At 55.4% G+C, this 17153-nt stretch carries 18 protein-coding genes; 3 read left to right on the forward strand and 15 right to left on the reverse strand.

The features are described 5' to 3' along the window. Nucleotide 1: 1 nt before the first annotated feature. The 6 genes from ybiO to dps form a co-directional block, all read right to left on the reverse strand. Entirely contained in the window at nt 2–2215 is a 2214-nt protein-coding gene (ybiO, locus tag AC1RKG_RS04945) for a mechanosensitive channel protein (RefSeq protein ID WP_262259272.1), read from the reverse strand. A gap of 160 nt (nt 2216–2375) precedes the next feature. Beyond that, nucleotides 2376–3098, reverse strand: a complete 723-nt coding sequence (glnQ, locus tag AC1RKG_RS04950) for a glutamine ABC transporter ATP-binding protein GlnQ (RefSeq protein ID WP_020825913.1) — start codon at nt 3096–3098, stop codon at nt 2376–2378. Then, nucleotides 3095–3754: a glutamine ABC transporter permease GlnP gene (glnP, locus tag AC1RKG_RS04955; RefSeq protein ID WP_020825914.1), complete on the reverse strand. Its 660-nt coding sequence runs from the start codon at nt 3752–3754 to the stop codon at nt 3095–3097. Before glnP ends, glnQ begins: the two co-directional genes overlap by 4 nt. 105 nt (nt 3755–3859) lie before the next feature. Next, complete coding sequence (gene glnH / locus AC1RKG_RS04960) at nt 3860–4603, reverse strand: glutamine ABC transporter substrate-binding protein GlnH (protein ID WP_046374121.1); 744 nt, start codon at nt 4601–4603, stop codon at nt 3860–3862. Between the two features lie 357 nt (nt 4604–4960). Then, nucleotides 4961–5227, reverse strand: a complete 267-nt coding sequence (locus AC1RKG_RS04965) for a DksA/TraR family C4-type zinc finger protein (RefSeq protein ID WP_020825917.1) — start codon at nt 5225–5227, stop codon at nt 4961–4963. Between the two features lie 170 nt (nt 5228–5397). Then, complete coding sequence (gene dps / locus AC1RKG_RS04970) at nt 5398–5901, reverse strand: DNA starvation/stationary phase protection protein Dps (protein ID WP_020825918.1); 504 nt, start codon at nt 5899–5901, stop codon at nt 5398–5400. 393 nt (nt 5902–6294) lie between these two features. Here dps and AC1RKG_RS04975 point away from each other — a divergent pair, with 393 nt between their 5' ends. Beyond that, complete coding sequence (locus AC1RKG_RS04975; protein WP_122077820.1) at nt 6295–6834, forward strand: P-loop NTPase family protein; 540 nt, start codon at nt 6295–6297, stop codon at nt 6832–6834. A 61-nt stretch (nt 6835–6895) separates the two neighbouring features. Here AC1RKG_RS04975 and nanQ read toward each other — a convergent pair whose 3' ends face one another. Continuing rightward, nucleotides 6896–7363: an N-acetylneuraminate anomerase gene (gene nanQ / locus AC1RKG_RS04980; protein ID WP_493182262.1), complete on the reverse strand. Its 468-nt coding sequence runs from the start codon at nt 7361–7363 to the stop codon at nt 6896–6898. 145 nt (nt 7364–7508) lie between these two features. Continuing rightward, entirely contained in the window at nt 7509–8396 is an 888-nt protein-coding gene (gene rhtA, locus AC1RKG_RS04985; protein ID WP_201895581.1) for a threonine/homoserine exporter RhtA, read from the reverse strand. Nucleotides 8397–8792: 396 nt separating this feature from the next. Between rhtA and ompX the strand changes: the two genes are divergently transcribed. Next, nucleotides 8793–9311, forward strand: coding sequence for an outer membrane protein OmpX (gene ompX, locus AC1RKG_RS04990; RefSeq protein ID WP_020825922.1), 519 nt, complete (start codon nt 8793–8795; stop codon nt 9309–9311). 101 nt (nt 9312–9412) lie between these two features. On the opposite strand, the gene AC1RKG_RS04995 is transcribed toward ompX, so the two are convergent. After that, nucleotides 9413–10396 carry a nitrilase family protein gene (locus AC1RKG_RS04995; protein ID WP_020825923.1) on the reverse strand — a complete coding sequence of 328 codons (984 nt, stop codon included), beginning with the start codon at nt 10394–10396 and terminating at the stop codon, nt 9413–9415. A gap of 94 nt (nt 10397–10490) precedes the next feature. On the opposite strand from AC1RKG_RS04995, the gene AC1RKG_RS05000 reads away from it, so the two are divergent. After that, nucleotides 10491–11378: a LysR family transcriptional regulator gene (locus AC1RKG_RS05000; protein WP_128864010.1), complete on the forward strand. Its 888-nt coding sequence runs from the start codon at nt 10491–10493 to the stop codon at nt 11376–11378. Here the strand turns inward: AC1RKG_RS05000 and AC1RKG_RS05005 are convergent. From AC1RKG_RS05005 to ltnD, 6 genes are all read right to left on the reverse strand, one after another. Beyond that, complete coding sequence (locus AC1RKG_RS05005) at nt 11373–11903, reverse strand: GNAT family N-acetyltransferase (protein ID WP_020825925.1); 531 nt, start codon at nt 11901–11903, stop codon at nt 11373–11375. The genes AC1RKG_RS05000 and AC1RKG_RS05005 overlap by 6 nt on opposite strands. A 52-nt stretch (nt 11904–11955) precedes the next feature. After that, on the reverse strand, nt 11956–13326 hold the full coding sequence (locus tag AC1RKG_RS05010) for a GntP family transporter (RefSeq protein WP_493182264.1): 1371 nt from the start codon (nt 13324–13326) through the stop codon (nt 11956–11958). A 105-nt stretch (nt 13327–13431) separates the two neighbouring features. Continuing rightward, entirely contained in the window at nt 13432–14208 is a 777-nt protein-coding gene (locus AC1RKG_RS05015; RefSeq protein ID WP_122077828.1) for an HPr family phosphocarrier protein, read from the reverse strand. A gap of 3 nt (nt 14209–14211) precedes the next feature. Next, nucleotides 14212–14844: a 3-oxo-tetronate 4-phosphate decarboxylase gene (otnC, locus tag AC1RKG_RS05020; RefSeq protein ID WP_122077830.1), complete on the reverse strand. Its 633-nt coding sequence runs from the start codon at nt 14842–14844 to the stop codon at nt 14212–14214. Further along, complete coding sequence (otnK, locus tag AC1RKG_RS05025; protein WP_493182267.1) at nt 14841–16103, reverse strand: 3-oxo-tetronate kinase; 1263 nt, start codon at nt 16101–16103, stop codon at nt 14841–14843. Before otnK ends, otnC begins: the two co-directional genes overlap by 4 nt. After that, on the reverse strand, nt 16103–17017 hold the full coding sequence (ltnD, locus tag AC1RKG_RS05030) for an L-threonate dehydrogenase (RefSeq protein ID WP_041414346.1): 915 nt from the start codon (nt 17015–17017) through the stop codon (nt 16103–16105). The genes otnK and ltnD overlap by 1 nt, the downstream gene beginning before the upstream one ends. Nucleotides 17018–17153 lie beyond the last annotated feature (136 nt).

A 17153-nucleotide genomic window follows, 5' to 3' on the forward strand; every position in this document is an offset into this window, starting at 1 on the left:
GTTATTGGGCTGCGGGTGGTTCACCATTGTCCGGCGCATAAGAAAGTTGAATGGCCTGTTGCGGCATGGCGATACCGGCTTGATCAAAGTGTATTTTGACCAGACGGTCGAGGGCATACTGCACCACCCACTGCTTTAACGCCTGGGTGCGTACGGTCACCCGGGTGGTGAAGGAGCGATCGCCCAGCGCCACTACGCCGTTGAACACCGGTTCGCCCACCAAAAAGCTCTTCACCTGTTCGTCTTGTTTCAACGCGGCGACGGCTTGATGCAGCACCTCATGGACATGATCGATATCTTCGTCACGGCTAACGCTGTAGTTGGCGCGGTACACGCCAAATTCACGGGCGTAATTCGCCAGCGTCGTGATCGAAGAAAAGGGGACGATATGATAGACGCCGTAATCGTCCCGTAGGCCAATCGACCGGATGGTCATGCGCTCAACCGTACCGGTAATGCCGCTGACGGTGACGTACTCGCCGGTATTCATGCCGTTCTCAAACTGGATGAATACGCCGGTGATCACGTCCTTTACCAGCGTTTGCGCGCCAAAACTGATGGCCAGCCCCAACGCCCCGGCCCCGGCCAGCAGCGGGGCAATATTAATCCCCACCTGCGACAGCACAATCATAATGGTAATGGTGCTGATAACGATGGCCAGCACGTTACGAAACAGCGTCAGCAGCGTGCGTTCACGCGCGCTGGGACGGATGCCGTTGCTCAACTCCAGCGCCAGTCGATGTTCGATAACGCTGGCCATCAGCGTCCAACTGATAACCGCAATCACCAGAATCAGCAGGATATGTACCAGTCCGCCGACGATTTTTTCCCCGTTTTCGCTGCTTGCCCACTGGTAAAGGTTGATCAGATGCCAGGCGTCAAACAGCAGCAGCGTGACCGTCAGTACCACCATCACCCGCAATATTTTCAACCCATTGGGAATATAGGAATTAATACGACGTTCCAGCATCGGATAGCGTCGGTTGACATCATCCGGCAGCGAAATACGGCGGAAAATCCAGCGGGTCAGTTGGCCGGAGATCAACGCCCCGACGCCGATAACCACCAGGCTTTTTACCGTTGCGGTCATCATAAAGTTCAGGCTGTTGCCAATATCGAACTGCGACAGGACAAACAGCACCAGGAAATAAGCGATCGCCAGCAGGTGCCAGACATGGCCCAAACCGCGCAGAATGATGCTGAAGAACGCCATCGATCGTTCGGCCAGCAGGTTAATCTGGAGCTGTATCGGCTTGCGGTTACGCAGGATCAACGCCAGTGCGTATAGCGTCAGTGCCAGCATGATGACCAGATTGGCTGCGGCGGCTGCGGGGTAACTGATCTGTGTCGCCACCACCGGTACCACCACCATCAGGCCGTAGCCGATCAGGCCACTCAGCCAGGCAAGGCGCGTATTCCAGTAATGGGCGACGGCATCGGAGAACGCAAAAGGACGCAGGTAATCGAAATTGGGTGCAAAAATCAGCCGCAGCACCGCCTTGAAGAATTCGATCACCGCGAAGGCGCTAAGAAACAGGGTTTGCAGCCGCAATATGGTGGCGTTGTCGGCGTGGACATGACGGGCAAACAGATTACCGGCAGTCAGTGCCAGCAACAACACCAGCAAATCGATAGCGAAGGCGCCGAGGATCGCCGTTGGCAGTTTGTACCACGAGTCATGCTGAAGTTTGGCGTTGTGTCCCCAGTTGCCGATGCGTTTGTATAGCGGGCGGATTATCCGGCGGATCAGATGGAAGAGGGCAAAGGTCAGCGCAACCGTCAGCAGAAAATAGCCCAAAGCCCGAAAAAAAACGTCCGGATGGAAAGTGCGTTTTGGCCCAGAGTCGATCAGTTTTTGCCTCGAGTTTAACTTCTTGTCGAGGGTGCTAAGGCTGTCTTGCGCCAAACTGGTCAGGCTTTCGCTCAGCGAGTCTGACGGCTCGGGCGTTGCTGACTTGGGCTGCGCTGCGGCTGGTTGATCCGCAGCCTGTCTCAGATGGTTAATCAGTTCGGCACGGGCTTTGTCGTCTTGCAGAATATCTGCGAGCGCCGCGTAGGAGGTTTTTTGCTGCTCGGTTTGGCCACTGGGCGCGGGATCCTGTGCGGGCTGCGCCGTTGCCAGTGGAGAAACTGCATAAGTGATCAGCAGCAGCAACAGGGGAAACAGCTGTTCTCGCAGATGAGAACCGAATCGGGAGTATGCGGTTGCGGGCATGTATCCTCTCTTGGGGCTCTGTAAATCGGCGGATTAATTACAAATGTTAAGAAAAACAAAGAATATAGTAGAAAATGAAGAGGCGCAGGGAGTGATAACGCGTGCTATTGCCATATAGAAACGGCGGGCCCGGAACAGGCCCACCGCTGGGTAGGGTAAGTCAGGATACGTGCTGCAAGAACTCCTGCAAGCGCGGGCTTGGCGGGTGGTTGATCAGGTCATGCGGGTTGCCGTCTTCCGCAATCCGGCCTTTATCAATAAAGATCAGTCGCGAAGCCACTTTTTCGGCAAAGCCGACTTCGTGGGTGACGATGACCATGGTCATGCCTTCTTCCGCCAGATCCTGCATAACCTTCAGCACTTCATGGCGCAGTTCCGGATCAAGTGCGGAGGTCGGTTCATCAAACAGCATCATTTTCGGTTTTACCGCCAGCGCACGGGCGATGGCCACGCGCTGCTGTTGGCCGCCGGAAAGCTCGGAAGGGTAGTGATGTGCACGCTCCGCCAGGCCGACTTTGGCCAGCAGTTCGCGCGCCAGTTTTTCCGCGTCCGACTTTTTCAAACCGCGTACGCGGATCGGGCCGAAGGCAACGTTTTCCAGTGCGGTCAGGTGTGGGAACAGGTAAAACTGTTGGAATACCATGCCGGCTTCCTGACGGATCAGACGATCGTCAACCTTGGGATCGTTGGCTTTCAGACCGTCGACGATCAGATCGCCGCTGGTGATCTCTTCCAATTTGTTGATGCAACGCAGCAGAGTGGATTTGCCGGAGCCGGAAGGCCCGATAATCACCACCACTTCACCCTGATTAATTTTCAGGTCGATATTGTGCAGCACCTGGGTTTGCCCAAAGTGCTTGGAGACGTTTTTAAATTCAATCACAGGATTTTCATCCTTCTTTCCAGACGACGCAGCACGAAGCTCAGCACCAGGGTAATAATCAGATAAATAACCGCCACGGCGCTCCAGATTTCCAGCGCGCGGAAGTTGCCGGCAATAATTTCCTGGCCCTGACGGGTCAGTTCCGCCACGCCGATCACGATAAACAGCGAGGTGTCTTTAATGCTGATGATCCACTGGTTACCCAGCGGCGGCAGCATGCGACGCAGCGCCAGCGGCATAATGACATAACGGATGGTTTCGCGGCGCGACAGGCCCAACGCCAGACCTGCTTCACGGAAGCCGCTGTGGATCGACAATACGGCGCCGCGAGTGATTTCCGCAATGTAGGCGCCGGAGTTGATCATGATGGTGACCACCGCCGCGCTAAAGGGATCGATGCGCAAATCGCTGAACGCCATCGGCAGGGCGAAGTAGATAAACATCACCTGCACCACGATAGGCGTGCCGCGAATAACTTCGATGAATACCAGGGCGATGTGGTTGGCAATCCAACCGCCGTAGGTACGGGCAAAACCGGCAACGAGGCCGATGATCAGGCCGCCAATCAGACCGAGGACCGAAATCCACAGGGTCATTTTGGCGCCTTCTAACAGGATAGGGATGGCGGGCCAGATGGCGCTCCAGTCGAACTGCATGGTGTTTTCTCCCGGTGATCCCAAACGTGGGAATCAGATACAACAAAGCGCAGGGGCTAAGGCACCACCCCTGTGCTTAAGTGAATCAGTGACTGACTTCATCCGTTATTTAGGTTCGGTACCGAACCATTTTTTGTAGATTTCGTTGTAGGTGCCGTTGTCGCGCAGCGTTTTCAGCGCGCCATTCACCTTCACGCGCAGTTCGTCACTGCCTTTAGGGAAGGCGATGCCGTATTGCTGTGCTTCCAGCGAGTCGCCAACGGTTTTGAACTTGCCGGCGCCGGCGGTTTTAATGAAGTACAGAATGTTTGGCGTGTCGTGCAGCACCGCGTCAGCGCGTTTGGTGCCCAGTTCCATATAGGCGTTATCGATGTTCGGGAACTGACGCAGGTCTTTGGTTTTGATGTGCTGCTTGGCGTAATCCACGGAGCCGGTGCCACTCTTCACCGCCACCACTTTGCCGTTCAGATCGTCAATGCCCTTGATGCTGTTATCGTTGGCGTTAACCATCACCAGCAGGCCGCTTTTGTAGTAGCCGTCAGAGAATTCGATGGCTTTTTTACGTTCTTCGGTAATGGTGATGCCAGCCAGCGCCAGATCGATATTTTTGGTTTGCAGTGCCGGGATGATGCCGCTGAAATCCATAGGCTTCAGGGTGTAATCCAGTTTCAGTTCTTTGGCGATAGCGGCCCACAGGTCGATATCGAAACCAACGTATTTATCGCCTTGTTTGAATTCAAAAGGAACGAAGGCGGTATCGGTGGCGACGACCAGTTTGTCTGCTGCGTGGGAGCTTACGGCAAAGGCCAGCGAAAGTGCGGCCAGGGAGACTTTAAAAATTGACTTCATGAGAGGAATTTCCTGTACAGGTTGCGGATTACCCATTTTTTATATTGCAGTTGGTGCCATGAAAAAATCGTGCCATGTTTTCAACTACTATAAAAACAAAGAGTTGCGGTGTGATGTTGGCTCTGAAGGTCGAATTATTATTTTTATGCACCAAATTGAGGCCCCAAAATGGTGCTTTTGGCGACCTGTTGGTGCATGGGTCTATCATTAACCAAATAATGGGGTTGAAACAACCGATAGTTAACGGTTTTGCTTCAATATTGATAACTAACTCTAACTTTTATGCCGCAAGCTTGTTGCATTTGGTGCAGGAGTGTTCTGTCAGAGAGGCCGGGGGGATATTTTGCGTCGATAAGCTCAACGCAGCTGGCTGTCTTTACTGCCGCGACGGTTATATAAACTGCTTGCCGCCTGCTTTTTATCCAACTCGGTTTGGCAGGCCAGGCAATAACGCACGCCTTTCAGCGCCTGCCGACGCGCCAGAGGGATTTCCTCTCCGCATTCCTGACAGTAATGTTCGCTTTCGCCCTGTCCCAGCGCCTGTCTGGCACGCTGTACGGCATCATCGACGGTAGAGTCGATTTGATCTTGTACGGCACCGTCTGCCGCCCATCCGCTTGCCATGATCACCTCGCTAGTGCTGAGTCTTCATCAGTTCGTTTTATCTACTATTTATCTACTATGGGCTGTTTTTTGAGCAATTCAAGCGGCGTAAAAGAAAAACAGGCCGGGGCAAAGCCCGCAGCCTGTTCAATCCCGCAATGCGGAACGCTTTGATTGTTTGTCGCGCAGATTTATTCGATGTTGGACTCGATAAACCACAGGAACTTGTCCAGATCGCGTGACGCAGCGGTAAACATATCCGCGGTATCTTCATCAGCGACTTCTGTGATGGCCTTGCGAATGTCGTTCGCAGCCACACCGTAGCGATCGGCCAGCGCTTTCAGGTGTTCCTGCACGCTGTGGATGTTGGTCGGATAGCTTTTCAGCGGGGTCTTGTCATTCACGACCTGCACGGTACCCAACGCCACGCCGCCCAACTGCACCACGCGCTCGGCAAAAGTGTCCAGGTGATCGATAATGGCGGTACGGAACCCGTCCAGCATTTCATGCACGGCAATGAAGTTGGCGCCACGCATGTTCCAGTGCGCCTGCTTGGTGATCAACGACAGATCGGTAAATTGAACCACCTGATGGTTCAACGCCTTGATGGCTTCCAGTTTGGTTTTTTCGTCCATGTCATTACGAGTGTAAAGCAGCTCAGAAGATTTCGTTTTCACCAGTTTAGCGGTACTCATATCAGATATCCTCTCGTTAGTTCGTTGTCCTATTTTTGTCACGGGAGTAATTATAGCAGCGATATAGCATTTTGCAGGCCGAAAATGGCTATTGGATAAATAGGTTCTAACGAATTGAAAATTAACTCCAGTAAGGGTAAGGTTATGGGGATATATTTATTTTTTTACTAATGGTTTGAGTTGTAATGATATTATTTCGTCTTCTCTCGTGAGGGTGGTTCCGCAGGGTAATAATTTCAGGAAGGCGTTTAATAACCATTTTCATTTATATTTTCATCAAAATTCGTCATTCTAAATCATTTTTATTTCATTTTATTAATTGCCTGTTAATTCATATTGATAGACGAATAACATCCCGCTAAGCTATTTCCCTCCATCTCAGAATTCGCTCCCATGAAAATTAACGTCGTTGGAACCAGTGGCAGTGGCAAAAGCACGGTGGCGCGCCAGCTAGCGGAAAAGTTTGCGCTGCCTCATATTGAGCTGGACAAGCTGTTTTGGCGTCCGCAATGGCAGGGTACACCCGATGACGAGTTTTTGGCGCAGGTCGCGCAGGCGCTGGCCAAGGCGGAGTCCGGCTGGGTGCTTGACGGCAATTACAGCCGGACCAAAACGATTAAATGGGAAAGCGTTGATTGGGTGGTATGGGTAGATTACGGCTTTTGTCGTACGCTGTTTCAGGCGGTGCGTCGTGCCGCTACACGCGCATGGCAAGGTACCGAGTTGTGGCCCGGCACCGGTAACCGCGAGAGCTTCCGCCGTTCCTTTTTCAGCCGTGATTCCATCGTTTTATGGACCATCAAAACCTACCGTAAAAACCGGGCCGGCTACCTTGCGGATATGAACGATGCCCGGTATCGCCATATCCGCTTTATCCAACTGCGCTCTCCGGCGCAGACGGCGAGGTTTATACGCGCTTTGCCCCAGTATTGATCAGGGCGGCTTTCGCTCAGCGCGATGGGAGGTCGGTCATCCAGACAGACCGGCTGGCCAATTACAGCAGCAGGGTGTAATGCACCTTTATCACCGCTTTTTTGATTGGCATCGATACATTAAGTTGGCAAGCGACTTTGTGCGGCTCATGAGGTAAAAATATGGCGTACATACCGGGAAACATCGCCAGCGTCTGGCGGTGGCGTATGATATCCAGCAGTTGTACATCTCGTGCATCGTCATAAGGCAACTCACTTTGCCAATCCCCCGGCAAACCATAATCAATGCGTTCTTCACCGCCGAGGAGCAGATGAATGGCGGCATATTCCTGATGCAGCTCTGCACGTCGGGTTTCCGCTAGCCCGGTGGTTAGCGTCATCACTTCCATAAAGATCTTCTCACCCTTTATCTCATGCCGCCCCTGAGCCAGCTCGGCGAGATCGTATTGACGCACAGCGGTGATAGTTTCGACCAGTGTCGGTGACAGCCCACGGCCATAGCGTGGGTTAAACAGCGTGTTATAAATCACTTTGATTCTCCATGTGGTTAACCCTATCGGGTTTATTTCCATAACTACCTGGGGGGACTGCGGGGAAAAGTATGCCTGTTTGCCAGCGTGAAAACAGTTAACCCGCCTGCATTCCGCTTTGGGCAAATGCAGGCGTAGCCAACACTCAGGACAGGTTTTCGATTTGCGGTTTGGGTTTGATGGTCAGGGTCGCCCCCATGGAGGCGGTAATGATCGCAGCCAGCGCCAACCATTGCACCGTCGTCAGGTGTTCATTCAGGAACAGCATGCCCGAAAGCGCAGCCAGTGCCGGTTCCAGGCTCATCAATGTGCCGAAAGTCCGCGCCGGTATTTTTGGCAACGCAATAATTTCCAGCGAATAGGGCAGCGCGGTAGAGAGAATAGCTACGGCCAGGGCGACCGGCAGGATATCAATGTTCAGCAGTGCGCTGCCGGCTTGCCAGGCGCCAATCGGGCAAAACACCACGGCGGCAATCAGTGAACCCACCGCAACGGTTCCCGGCCCGTGGTCGCCACCGGCTTTCTGGCCGCAGATAATGTAGACCGCCCAACAGGCACCGGCACCCAGCGCACAGGCGGCGCCGAAGGGATCGATGCTGCCCATGTCATGGCCCAACGGCAGCAGGAACCAGAGTCCGGCGATCGCCAGTGCCACCCACAAAAAGTCAATCGCACGGCGTGAAGAGAACATGGCGACCGCCAGCGGGCCGGTGAACTCCAATGCCACGGCGATACCGAGCGGCAGAGTGCGCAGGGAAAGATAGAACAGGTAATTCATCGCGCCCAGCGCCAGACCGTAAATGAACAACGGTAGTCGACTGCCGGCGGCAAATCGCATGCGCCACGGGCGGAAGATAATAAAGAGGATCAGCGTGCCGATACTCAAACGCAGCGTGGTGATGCCTTCTGCGCCGACCAACGGGAACAGGCTTTTGGCCAGGGAGGCACCACTTTGGATGGAGACCATAGCGATGACCAACAGGCAGATTGGCAGCAGCGTAGAAGACGCTTTTGCGGTTGCAGACGAAGACATCCTTTAGAGCCTTTTATGCATTTCCCACGATCTGGGAAGAGGTCGATGTTTGGATGACGGCAGTGTAAATGAATTGCGGTAAATGTGTCTGAGAAAAGCATTTTCAACGAAAAAAAGCGCTGGCTCCCGGCGCCAGAACAGCTTTTATGGTCAAAAAGTGCTCTTTTTTTAAGAATTGTCTGGATATTAAATAGGTGATTCTTATCACAGAAACGCGTAGAATGCGGCTCGAAAATAGAGCGAAATGAAGTAGATACACTGTTCTTGAAATCTAATGTTACACGATATAAAGCATTAGACACTCATTTTAAGGCAGAGTTTCACGCTAATTTTTGTTATATTTTCAATGCATGAACAAATGGATTTACTTAAAAATATAACGCGTTTGAGGTGGTTATGAAAAAAATTGCATGTCTTTCCGCAGTAGCAGCCTGTGTATTAGCAGTAACCGCAGGTACCGCATTCGCTGGTCAGAGCACCGTATCCGCTGGCTATGCGCAGGGTGATCTCCAAGGCGTTGCTAACAAAGCCGACGGTTTCAACCTGAAATACCGTTACGAGTTCGACAACAACCCACTGGGTGTTATCGGTTCCTTTACCCACGTAGAGAAGAACGGTTCTGAGAACGGTTACTACGGTAAAGCTCAGTACAACTCTATCACTGCCGGTCCAGCTTACCGCTTCAACGACTGGGCAAGCATCTACGGTGTAGTGGGTGTTGGTTACGGTAAAAACATCGACAACGCTCAAAACGGTACTGACCGTAACGGCAGCAGCGACTACGGCTTCACCTACGGTGCTGGCCTGCAGTTCAACCCAATCCAGGACGTAGCACTGGACGTTGGTTACGAGCAGAGCCGTATCCGCAGTGTTGACGTTGGTATCTGGAGCGTTGGCGTAGGCTACCGTTTCTAAGATTTCTCCATGCCTGCGGGCATGAGCATGTGGCGCAGTTGGCCGCATCAGATAAAAATCCGCCTTCGGGCGGATTTTTTTTGCCTGTCATTCGGCGTCGGTCACTTGCCCAATTTTTGCGCCGGTTCCGTTGAAAACCGCGCGCTGCGGGCATCTCGCTCATAGCCTTGCGGCTGCGTAAGAATGTCGTACAGTGCCGGTCGACGACCGTGGATCCAGCGGCGGCCCGTGCTGAGCGGGATCAGCGACAGATCAAGGTTGGCCGTGACCATCTGATCTTCTGCCGCCCAGGTTTCCGCCAGAATGCGGCCATAAGGGTCGAGGATCATCGCATTGCCGGTACGCACTTCGTCATCGTCACGTCCCACTCCGTTGCTGAATAACACAAACAAACCGTTGTCATGGGCACGTGCCGGGAGCCAGCGCATCAGCCAGCCACGCCCGTGTTCGCCACGAAACGCCGCCTCTATCGCCGCCGGATCCTCCTGCCGCCGTTGCCAAATTTCCAGTGGGATCGGCTTCATGCCGTGCGGGCTACGCGAATGCGTGCCGCCGGTCTGATGCGGTGCCAACAGCACCTCTGCCCCCAGCAATGCGGTCGCGCGGACATTCTCAACCAAGTTATTGTCCCAACAGATCAGCACCCCCATTCGGATACCCCATGGGGTGTCGAACACGGTGAAACTGTCGCCGCTGGCGATTGCCGGGTGTTCAAAGGCATGCAGTTTACGGTGAACGTGAAGCTTGCCGTCGGGCAGGCAGACGGCGTAGGCATTGTAATATTTGCCATCATCGCCCAGTTCAATCAGTCCGACGCCGATCGCCATGTTATAGCGTTCGGCCAGCGGGCGAATGCGCGCCAGCGAAGGGCTGTCGGCGATGGGCTCCGCCAGTGCACCAATTTCACCGGCGCTGAGGTGGCGTACGTGCCAATAGCCGGTGATGCACATTTCCGGGAAGGTCAGCAGCTGGATCTGTTCGGCGGCGGCGCGGGTGATAAAGCCCTCGATAACCGACAGGTTGTAGTTTTTATCATTGGCGCGATGCTGAAACTGCACCGTCGCGGCGCGTAAAGAGTTTGTCATAGGATTACCTTTTGGCTGTTATCTGGCGTTGATTACAGCAAAGCCTTTGATTACTGTATAATCAATTAAATTCCTTTTTTGATAACCTAACGGAATGGATATACGACAACTCCGCGCCTTCGTGGTGCTGGCCGAACAGGGCAATTATCGCTTGGCGGCAGAGCGGCTGTGCATCACCCAGCCGGCGCTGAGCAAACAGATCCAGGCGTTGGAAACGCTGCTGGGTGCCCGCTTGTTTAACCGTGGCCGTCAGGGGGCGCAACTGACCGCCAGCGGCCAACGGCTCTATCCTGAAGCTCAAACGTTAGTCGCTCAGCATCTGCAGTTTCAGCAGCGAGCCGTGCAGGTGGTACGGGGGGAGGCGGGGCGTTTGGCAATCGGCTTTGGCCTGTCCAGCTTTCATCTGGCGCCGCAGTTGGTGGCCGCTTTCCGTCATCGCTTTCCCGAGGTTGCCGTGGGGTTGGAAGACTTGCCTTCAGAACGGCAATATCAGTTGCTATTGCAGGGGGAGCTGCAGGTGGGATTTGTGCGATTACCTGTCAGTACGCCGTTGCGCGCCAGTGCGTTGCTGAGTGACCGATTGGTGCTGGCGGCGCCTTCGGCGCTGGCGCTGCGGGCGGACACCCTGATGGAGCAATTCAATACCTTGCCGTTGTTACAGTTGACGCCCAAGCGTGGACGCGGGCTGAGCGACCAGTCGCTGCGTTTTATTGCCGCCCATCAACTGGCACCTAACGTGGTACAGCAGGCCGGTGATATTCAAACCTTGCTGGCACTGGTTGCCGCCGGCATTGGCGTTGCTCTGCTGCCGCATAGCGTCACGCATATTGCGCCGGCGGGCATCGATATTCTGCCGCTGAGCGGCGAACAGACCCAATGGCAAGTCGGTATCGCCTGGAACCCGCAGCAGCCTGATGCGCTACGGGATAACTTTGTCCAGGTCGCTTTGGCTACCGCGTCGGGTCAGGTTGCCGGCTTATAGCGGGCAGTGCATCACCAGAATTGGGCTTTGGTGGTACTCGCTGCGATGACTTTCGCTGAAACCGACTTTCTTCGCCAATGCCAATGAGGGCTGATTTTCCGGGGAGATAATGCATACCGCCTTATCGCCCGGTAAATGGTCTTTTCCCCAGGCCAAAGCCGCGCGCAGCGCTTCGGTGGCATAGCCTTTACCCTGTGCCGAGGTCACCAGCGTCCAGCCCATTTCGGGGGCATCAAGCGCCGGATGGATATTGCGCTGGAAGTCGGAAAAACCGATGCCGCCAAGGTAAGCGCCGCTGACTTTATCGCGCACGGCCCAGTAGCCATAACCCAGCAACGCCCAGTGGCCGACGTAGCGCATCAGGCGGCCCCAGGAATCCTCACGATCCCTCGGCGTGCCGCCGATATAACGAACCACTTCAGGATCGGCCCACATGGCGGCCAGCGAGTCAAAGTCGTCCAGCGTATGTGCATCAAGGCGTAAACGTTCGGTAAGCAACAGCGGTGCGGTAGTGATAAGAGGCATTATTTTTTTCCTGCACAGAGCCAGAGGCGGTCTGTGCAGTATGCCAGAGAAATTACACCGCCAGCCACAGTAACCAGGTGAACAGGAAACCGCTCAGGCCAAGGATCGTCGTCAGTACCGTCCAGGTTTTCAGGCCATCGGCGACCGAAAGCCCGAGGTATTTGGTGACGATCCAAAAGCCGGAGTCATTTACGTGCGATAAGCCCAGCCCGCCGAAGCAGGTGGCGAGAGTGACCAGTACCAATTGCAGCTGATTAAGCCCGCTAACCGCTTCCGATAACAGGCCACCGGTCGTGAGTATCGCTACAGTAGCGGACCCCTGAGAGGCGCGCAGCGCCAGCGAAATGATAAAAGCTGCCGGGATCAACGGCAGGCCGATGGTGGTCAGCACGTCTGCCAATGCCTTGCCCACGCCTGACTCCACCAGGACTTTGCCGAATACGCCACCGGCACCGGTAACCAGGATCACCACCGCGGCGGTCGGCAGAGCGCCCCCCATGACGTCGCTGGTGTGTTGCAGGCTCCAGCCGCGACGAATTGCCAGGAAGTAGAATGCCAGCAAGAGGGCAATCATCAGCGCTACCGCCGGTGAGCCGAGCAACGAAAGCGTGTCACGCAGTGCTGAACCCGGCTCGAGCAGCGTGGCCGAAACGGTGCCCAGCATGATAATCGCGATAGGAATGACGATCAGCGCGGCCACCAACCCGGCGCCAGGCGGATTGATGCGGTCGCTCAATGGTGCTTTGCCTTCCGGCGCCGGTTCGGGCGCTGCCAGCTGCAGCTGTTCCAGTACCTCAATCGACAGTGGATAAGTTTTACGATTCAAATGCTTGGCTGTGAAATAACCGATCACGCCTACCGGAATACAAATCGTGAGACCGATAATAGTCAACCAGCCAATATCGGCGTTCAGCAGCCCGGCTGCGGCGACCGGGCCTGGATGTGGCGGCAGGGCGACGTGAACCGTCAGCATTACGCCGGCCATCGGCAGGCCGAACTTCAGCGGCGAAACTTTAGCGACCTTGGCAAAACCGTAGATGATCGGCGCCAGGATGATAAAGCCGACGTCGAAAAAGACCGGAATGCCGAGAATAAATGCGGCGATGGTCAGGGCGGCCACGGTATGTTTCGGCCCCAAAGCTTTGCTGAAGCGCTGGGCCAGCGATTCGGCACCGCCAGAATGTTCGATCATACGGCCGAGCATCGCGCCCAGGCCGATGATAATGGTCACCGAACCCAGTACGCCGCCCATACCTGCGGTCATCACTTTCATCACTTCGCCGGTAGGAATGCCGCTGGCCAACGCCACCAACAGACTGACCACCAGCAAGGCGACAAAGGGCTGGATCTTGGCCTTGATGACCATCAGCAAGAGCAGTACCACACCTAATACGGCAATCATCAAAAGCATAGAGGTAGACATGAAATAGCCTTTAATCGGGTAAGAGTCAGGCACCGCGATCGCCGGTTGGCGATACGGGTGCGTTTAATTTTTATGTTTTGGAAATCCCTGGGTTGGCGCAGTGCCTTACTGGTAAGGTCTTAGCCAATCAAGCCCGACGGTGGTATCGCCACGCGGCCGGTATTCACAACCGATCCAACCTTGATAGCCGATGGCGTCCAGTTGATCGAACAGCCATGGGTAATTCAGTTCGCCGTCGTCCGGTTCATGACGATCCGGCACCGAGGCAATCTGAATATGGGCGTAGCGGCCGGCCAGCGAATGCATCAGCCCGCTGATGTTGCCGTCCACCAACTGAGCATGGAAAAAGTCGAACTGTACGAAGACGTTCGAGCGATCGATGGCCTCGACCAGTTCGGCTGCCTGGTGCTGGCTGGAAAACAGATAATGCGGCTTAACCTGTGGGCTGAGCGCTTCAATCAGCACCTTGATGCCGTGCTGGGCGAAGCGGTCTGCGGCATAGCGAATATTATCGATAAAGGTATCGCGATAGCGCTGCCAGTCCGCTCCAGGAGGAACGACGCCGGCCATCACGTGCACGTTGGGGCAGTTCAGCGCAATGGCGTAAGCCAGGGCGCGATCGATATCCGCACGCGCATCTTGCTCGCGGCCCGGCACCGCCGCCAGCCCCCATTCGCCGGCTTCGGCATTGCCCGGCGCGGTATTAAACAGCACCTGCTGCAAACCGTTGCTGCGCAGTTGTTCCGTCAGCAATTCGGCCGGATAGTCATAGGGAAACAGGAACTCGACTGCCGTGAAACCTTCGGCTGCGGCAGCCTCGAACCTTTCCAGGAATGGCAGTTCGTTAAACATCATCGATAAATTGGCGGCAAACTTAGGCATGGTTCAGCTCCGTAGCTCGGTAATTTCATCATCGGTCAAATAGCGTATTGGGCGGTCGCCGAGGGTGAAAATCAGCCTGGCGGCATCTTCCATCTCTTCAGTATTATCCGCTGCCGCCCGCAGATCCTTGCCCGTAACCACCGGGCCGTGATTGGCCAGCAAAAAGGCACGGTGGGTCGGTGCCAGTTTGGCCAGGTCTTCCGCCAGCCGTAAATCACCTGGGCGGTAGTACGGCACCACCGGCACCTTGCCGACCCGCATCACCACATAAGGGGTGAAGGGTTTTATGGCATTCTCCACGTCCAACCCTTGCAGGCACGATAACGCGGTGAGGTAGGTACAGTGCAGGTGCACCACCGCTTTGCACTCTGGGTTATTCAGATACAGCGCACGATGAAAGCTGATCTCTTTCGAGGGTTTGTCGCCGGACAGCCATTCGCCGTTCAGGCTGACTTTCGACAGCCGCTCGGCCTGCAGTTCGCCCAGGCAGGATCCTGTCGGGGTTGCCAGCAGCGTGCCATCCGCCAGCAACAACGAAAGGTTACCGGCGGAGCCCGTGGCGTAGCCGCGTTGGAAGAACGAGGCTCCGAGGCGCACCATCTCTTCGCGTGCCTGTTGTTCGGTCGTCATTGTCATAATGGGAATTCCGTTTGTGCCCGGGCGAAAAAGTTATCATCGCCAAAATTGCCCGATTTAAGGGCCAGTGAAACCGGTTGTTCGATGGCGCGAACCCAGGGTACGCCGGGAGAGATGCAGGGGCCTATGTGGAAGCCGCGAATGCCCAGCGCCTGCGTCACTACGCCAGAGGTTTCGCCGCCGGCAACGATAAAGCGACGGTACCCTGATTGTTGGAGCTGTTTAACCACTCCGGCAAACAGTGACTCCACTGCCTGACTGGCTGCAGCCATGCCATATTGTTGCTGAACCTGCTGCAGTTTCTCCGGTTCGGCGGTGGCATACAGCAGCGGGGCCAGCGGGGCATTTTCCTGCCGCTGTACCCAGTCGGCCAGTTCTGTGACATAGGCCGCGCGGTCAGCTTCGCTAAGGCAACGCGCCACGTCGATAGCCATGGCCGGGGCCTGTTGACGATATCGAGCGACCTGTCGATTGGTCATGACGGAGCAGGAGCCGGACAGGACCACCGCTTTCTCCCCCTGTGGGGCTCCCGCGGCCTGCGGACGACCTTGTCCCGGCTGAGCCCATTGCCGTGCGAGGCCGATGGCCAGGCCCGATCCACCGGTCACCAGCTTCATATTTTTCAGCGCTTCGCCCTGGGTCAGCAAGTGCTGCTCATTGAGCGTATCCAGCACCGCATATCGCACGCCTTGCTGCGCCAGCTGTTGCAGCTTTTCCACCACCGCGCCGGCACCGCAATCCATCTCTGCGGCCGTTACCAGTCCGCAGCGTCCCTGAGCCTGTGCTTCCATCAAGCGCAGCAGATTGCTGTCGGTCATCGGCGTCACCGGGTGATGGCGCATGCCGGACTCCGACAGCAGTTGATCCAACACAAACAGATAGCCCTGATACACCGTCCGGCCGTTGACCGGCAGCGCCGGGGAAATCACCGTTTGGTTTTCGCCCAGTGCATCAAGCAGCGCATCGGTCACCGGGCCGATGTTACCCTGCGCAGTGCTGTCGAAGGTTGAGCAATATTTGAAGTAAAATTGCCGGCAGCCCTGGCGCTGCAGCCAGGCCAGCGCCTGCAAAGATTGTTCAACTGCCTGCGAAGCTGGGCAGGATCTTGATTTCAGGCTGATAACGACCGCTTGCGCTTCAATCGGCATTTCATCATGCGGTACGCCATTTAACTGCACCGTCGACAGGCCGTTTTCCACCAGAAAGCTGGCAATGTCGGTCGCGCCGGTAAAATCATCTGCAATTACGCCGAGCAGCATTATGCGTTCTCCTTCTTTTGCGGCAGGTCGATGCCGGAGAAGATTTTGATCACTGCGCTGTCATCCTCTTTGCCGAAACCGGCATTGCTGGCGGCGGTAAACATATTAAAAGCGGTAGATGCCAGCGGCAGCGGGAAATGCAGTGCTTTGGCGGTATCCGCCACCAGCCCCAGATCCTTCACGAAGATATCCACCGCCGATTTGGGCGCATAGTCGCCGTCAACCACGTGACGCATACGGTTCTCGAACATCCAGGAATTGCCGGCCGCGTGGGTGACGACGTCGTACATGACATCCAGAGGAATACCGGCGCGGGCAGCCAGCGCCATGGCCTCGGCTCCGGCGGCGATGTGCACCCCGGCCAGCAATTGGTGGATGATTTTCACCGTGGCACCCAGGCCAATCTCTTCACCAATGCGATAGACCTTGCCGGCAATGGCGTCCAGCACCGGCTGCAATTGTTGGAATGTAGATTCTGCGCCGGATGCCATCACCGTCATTTGGCCTTCAGCCGCCTTGGCTGCGCCACCTGAAACCGGAGCGTCAAGCATGTTCAGGCCAAGCGCCAGCAGTTGTTGTTCTATCTGCCTGGCATCGGCAGCGGAGATGGTGGAAGAGACCATGACTGGCGTATTGGGCTTCAGCTTCGCCGCCAGGCCGTTTTCGCCGAACAGGATCTGCTTGACCTGAGCAGCGTTAACCACCAGCAGCAATAACGCATCCAACTCAGAGGCGAATCCATCTGCGCTGGTGGCAGCCTGTTTGGCCCCGGCCTGCTGCAATGTGGCCAGCGCCAGTGGGTTAAGATCGACACCATAAGTCGTCAGCCCGGCATTAATGCACGACTTCGCCGCCCCCATTCCCATGGAACCTAACCCTACGATGCAAACTGCAAAATCCCCTGGCTGTGTCATTTGGCACCTCGTGTTAATTTTAGTGATAATTTGTTTTGTTGTGTTAAATGTAAGCGCATTGATGCGCTGAGTCAGCGATCGATATCACAATTATTAACATTGAGTGGAGCCTTAATAGATGCGCTTAAAAAGGTTG

It is taken from the genome of Serratia sp. GW822-FHT06D09 (genome assembly GCF_058799515.1).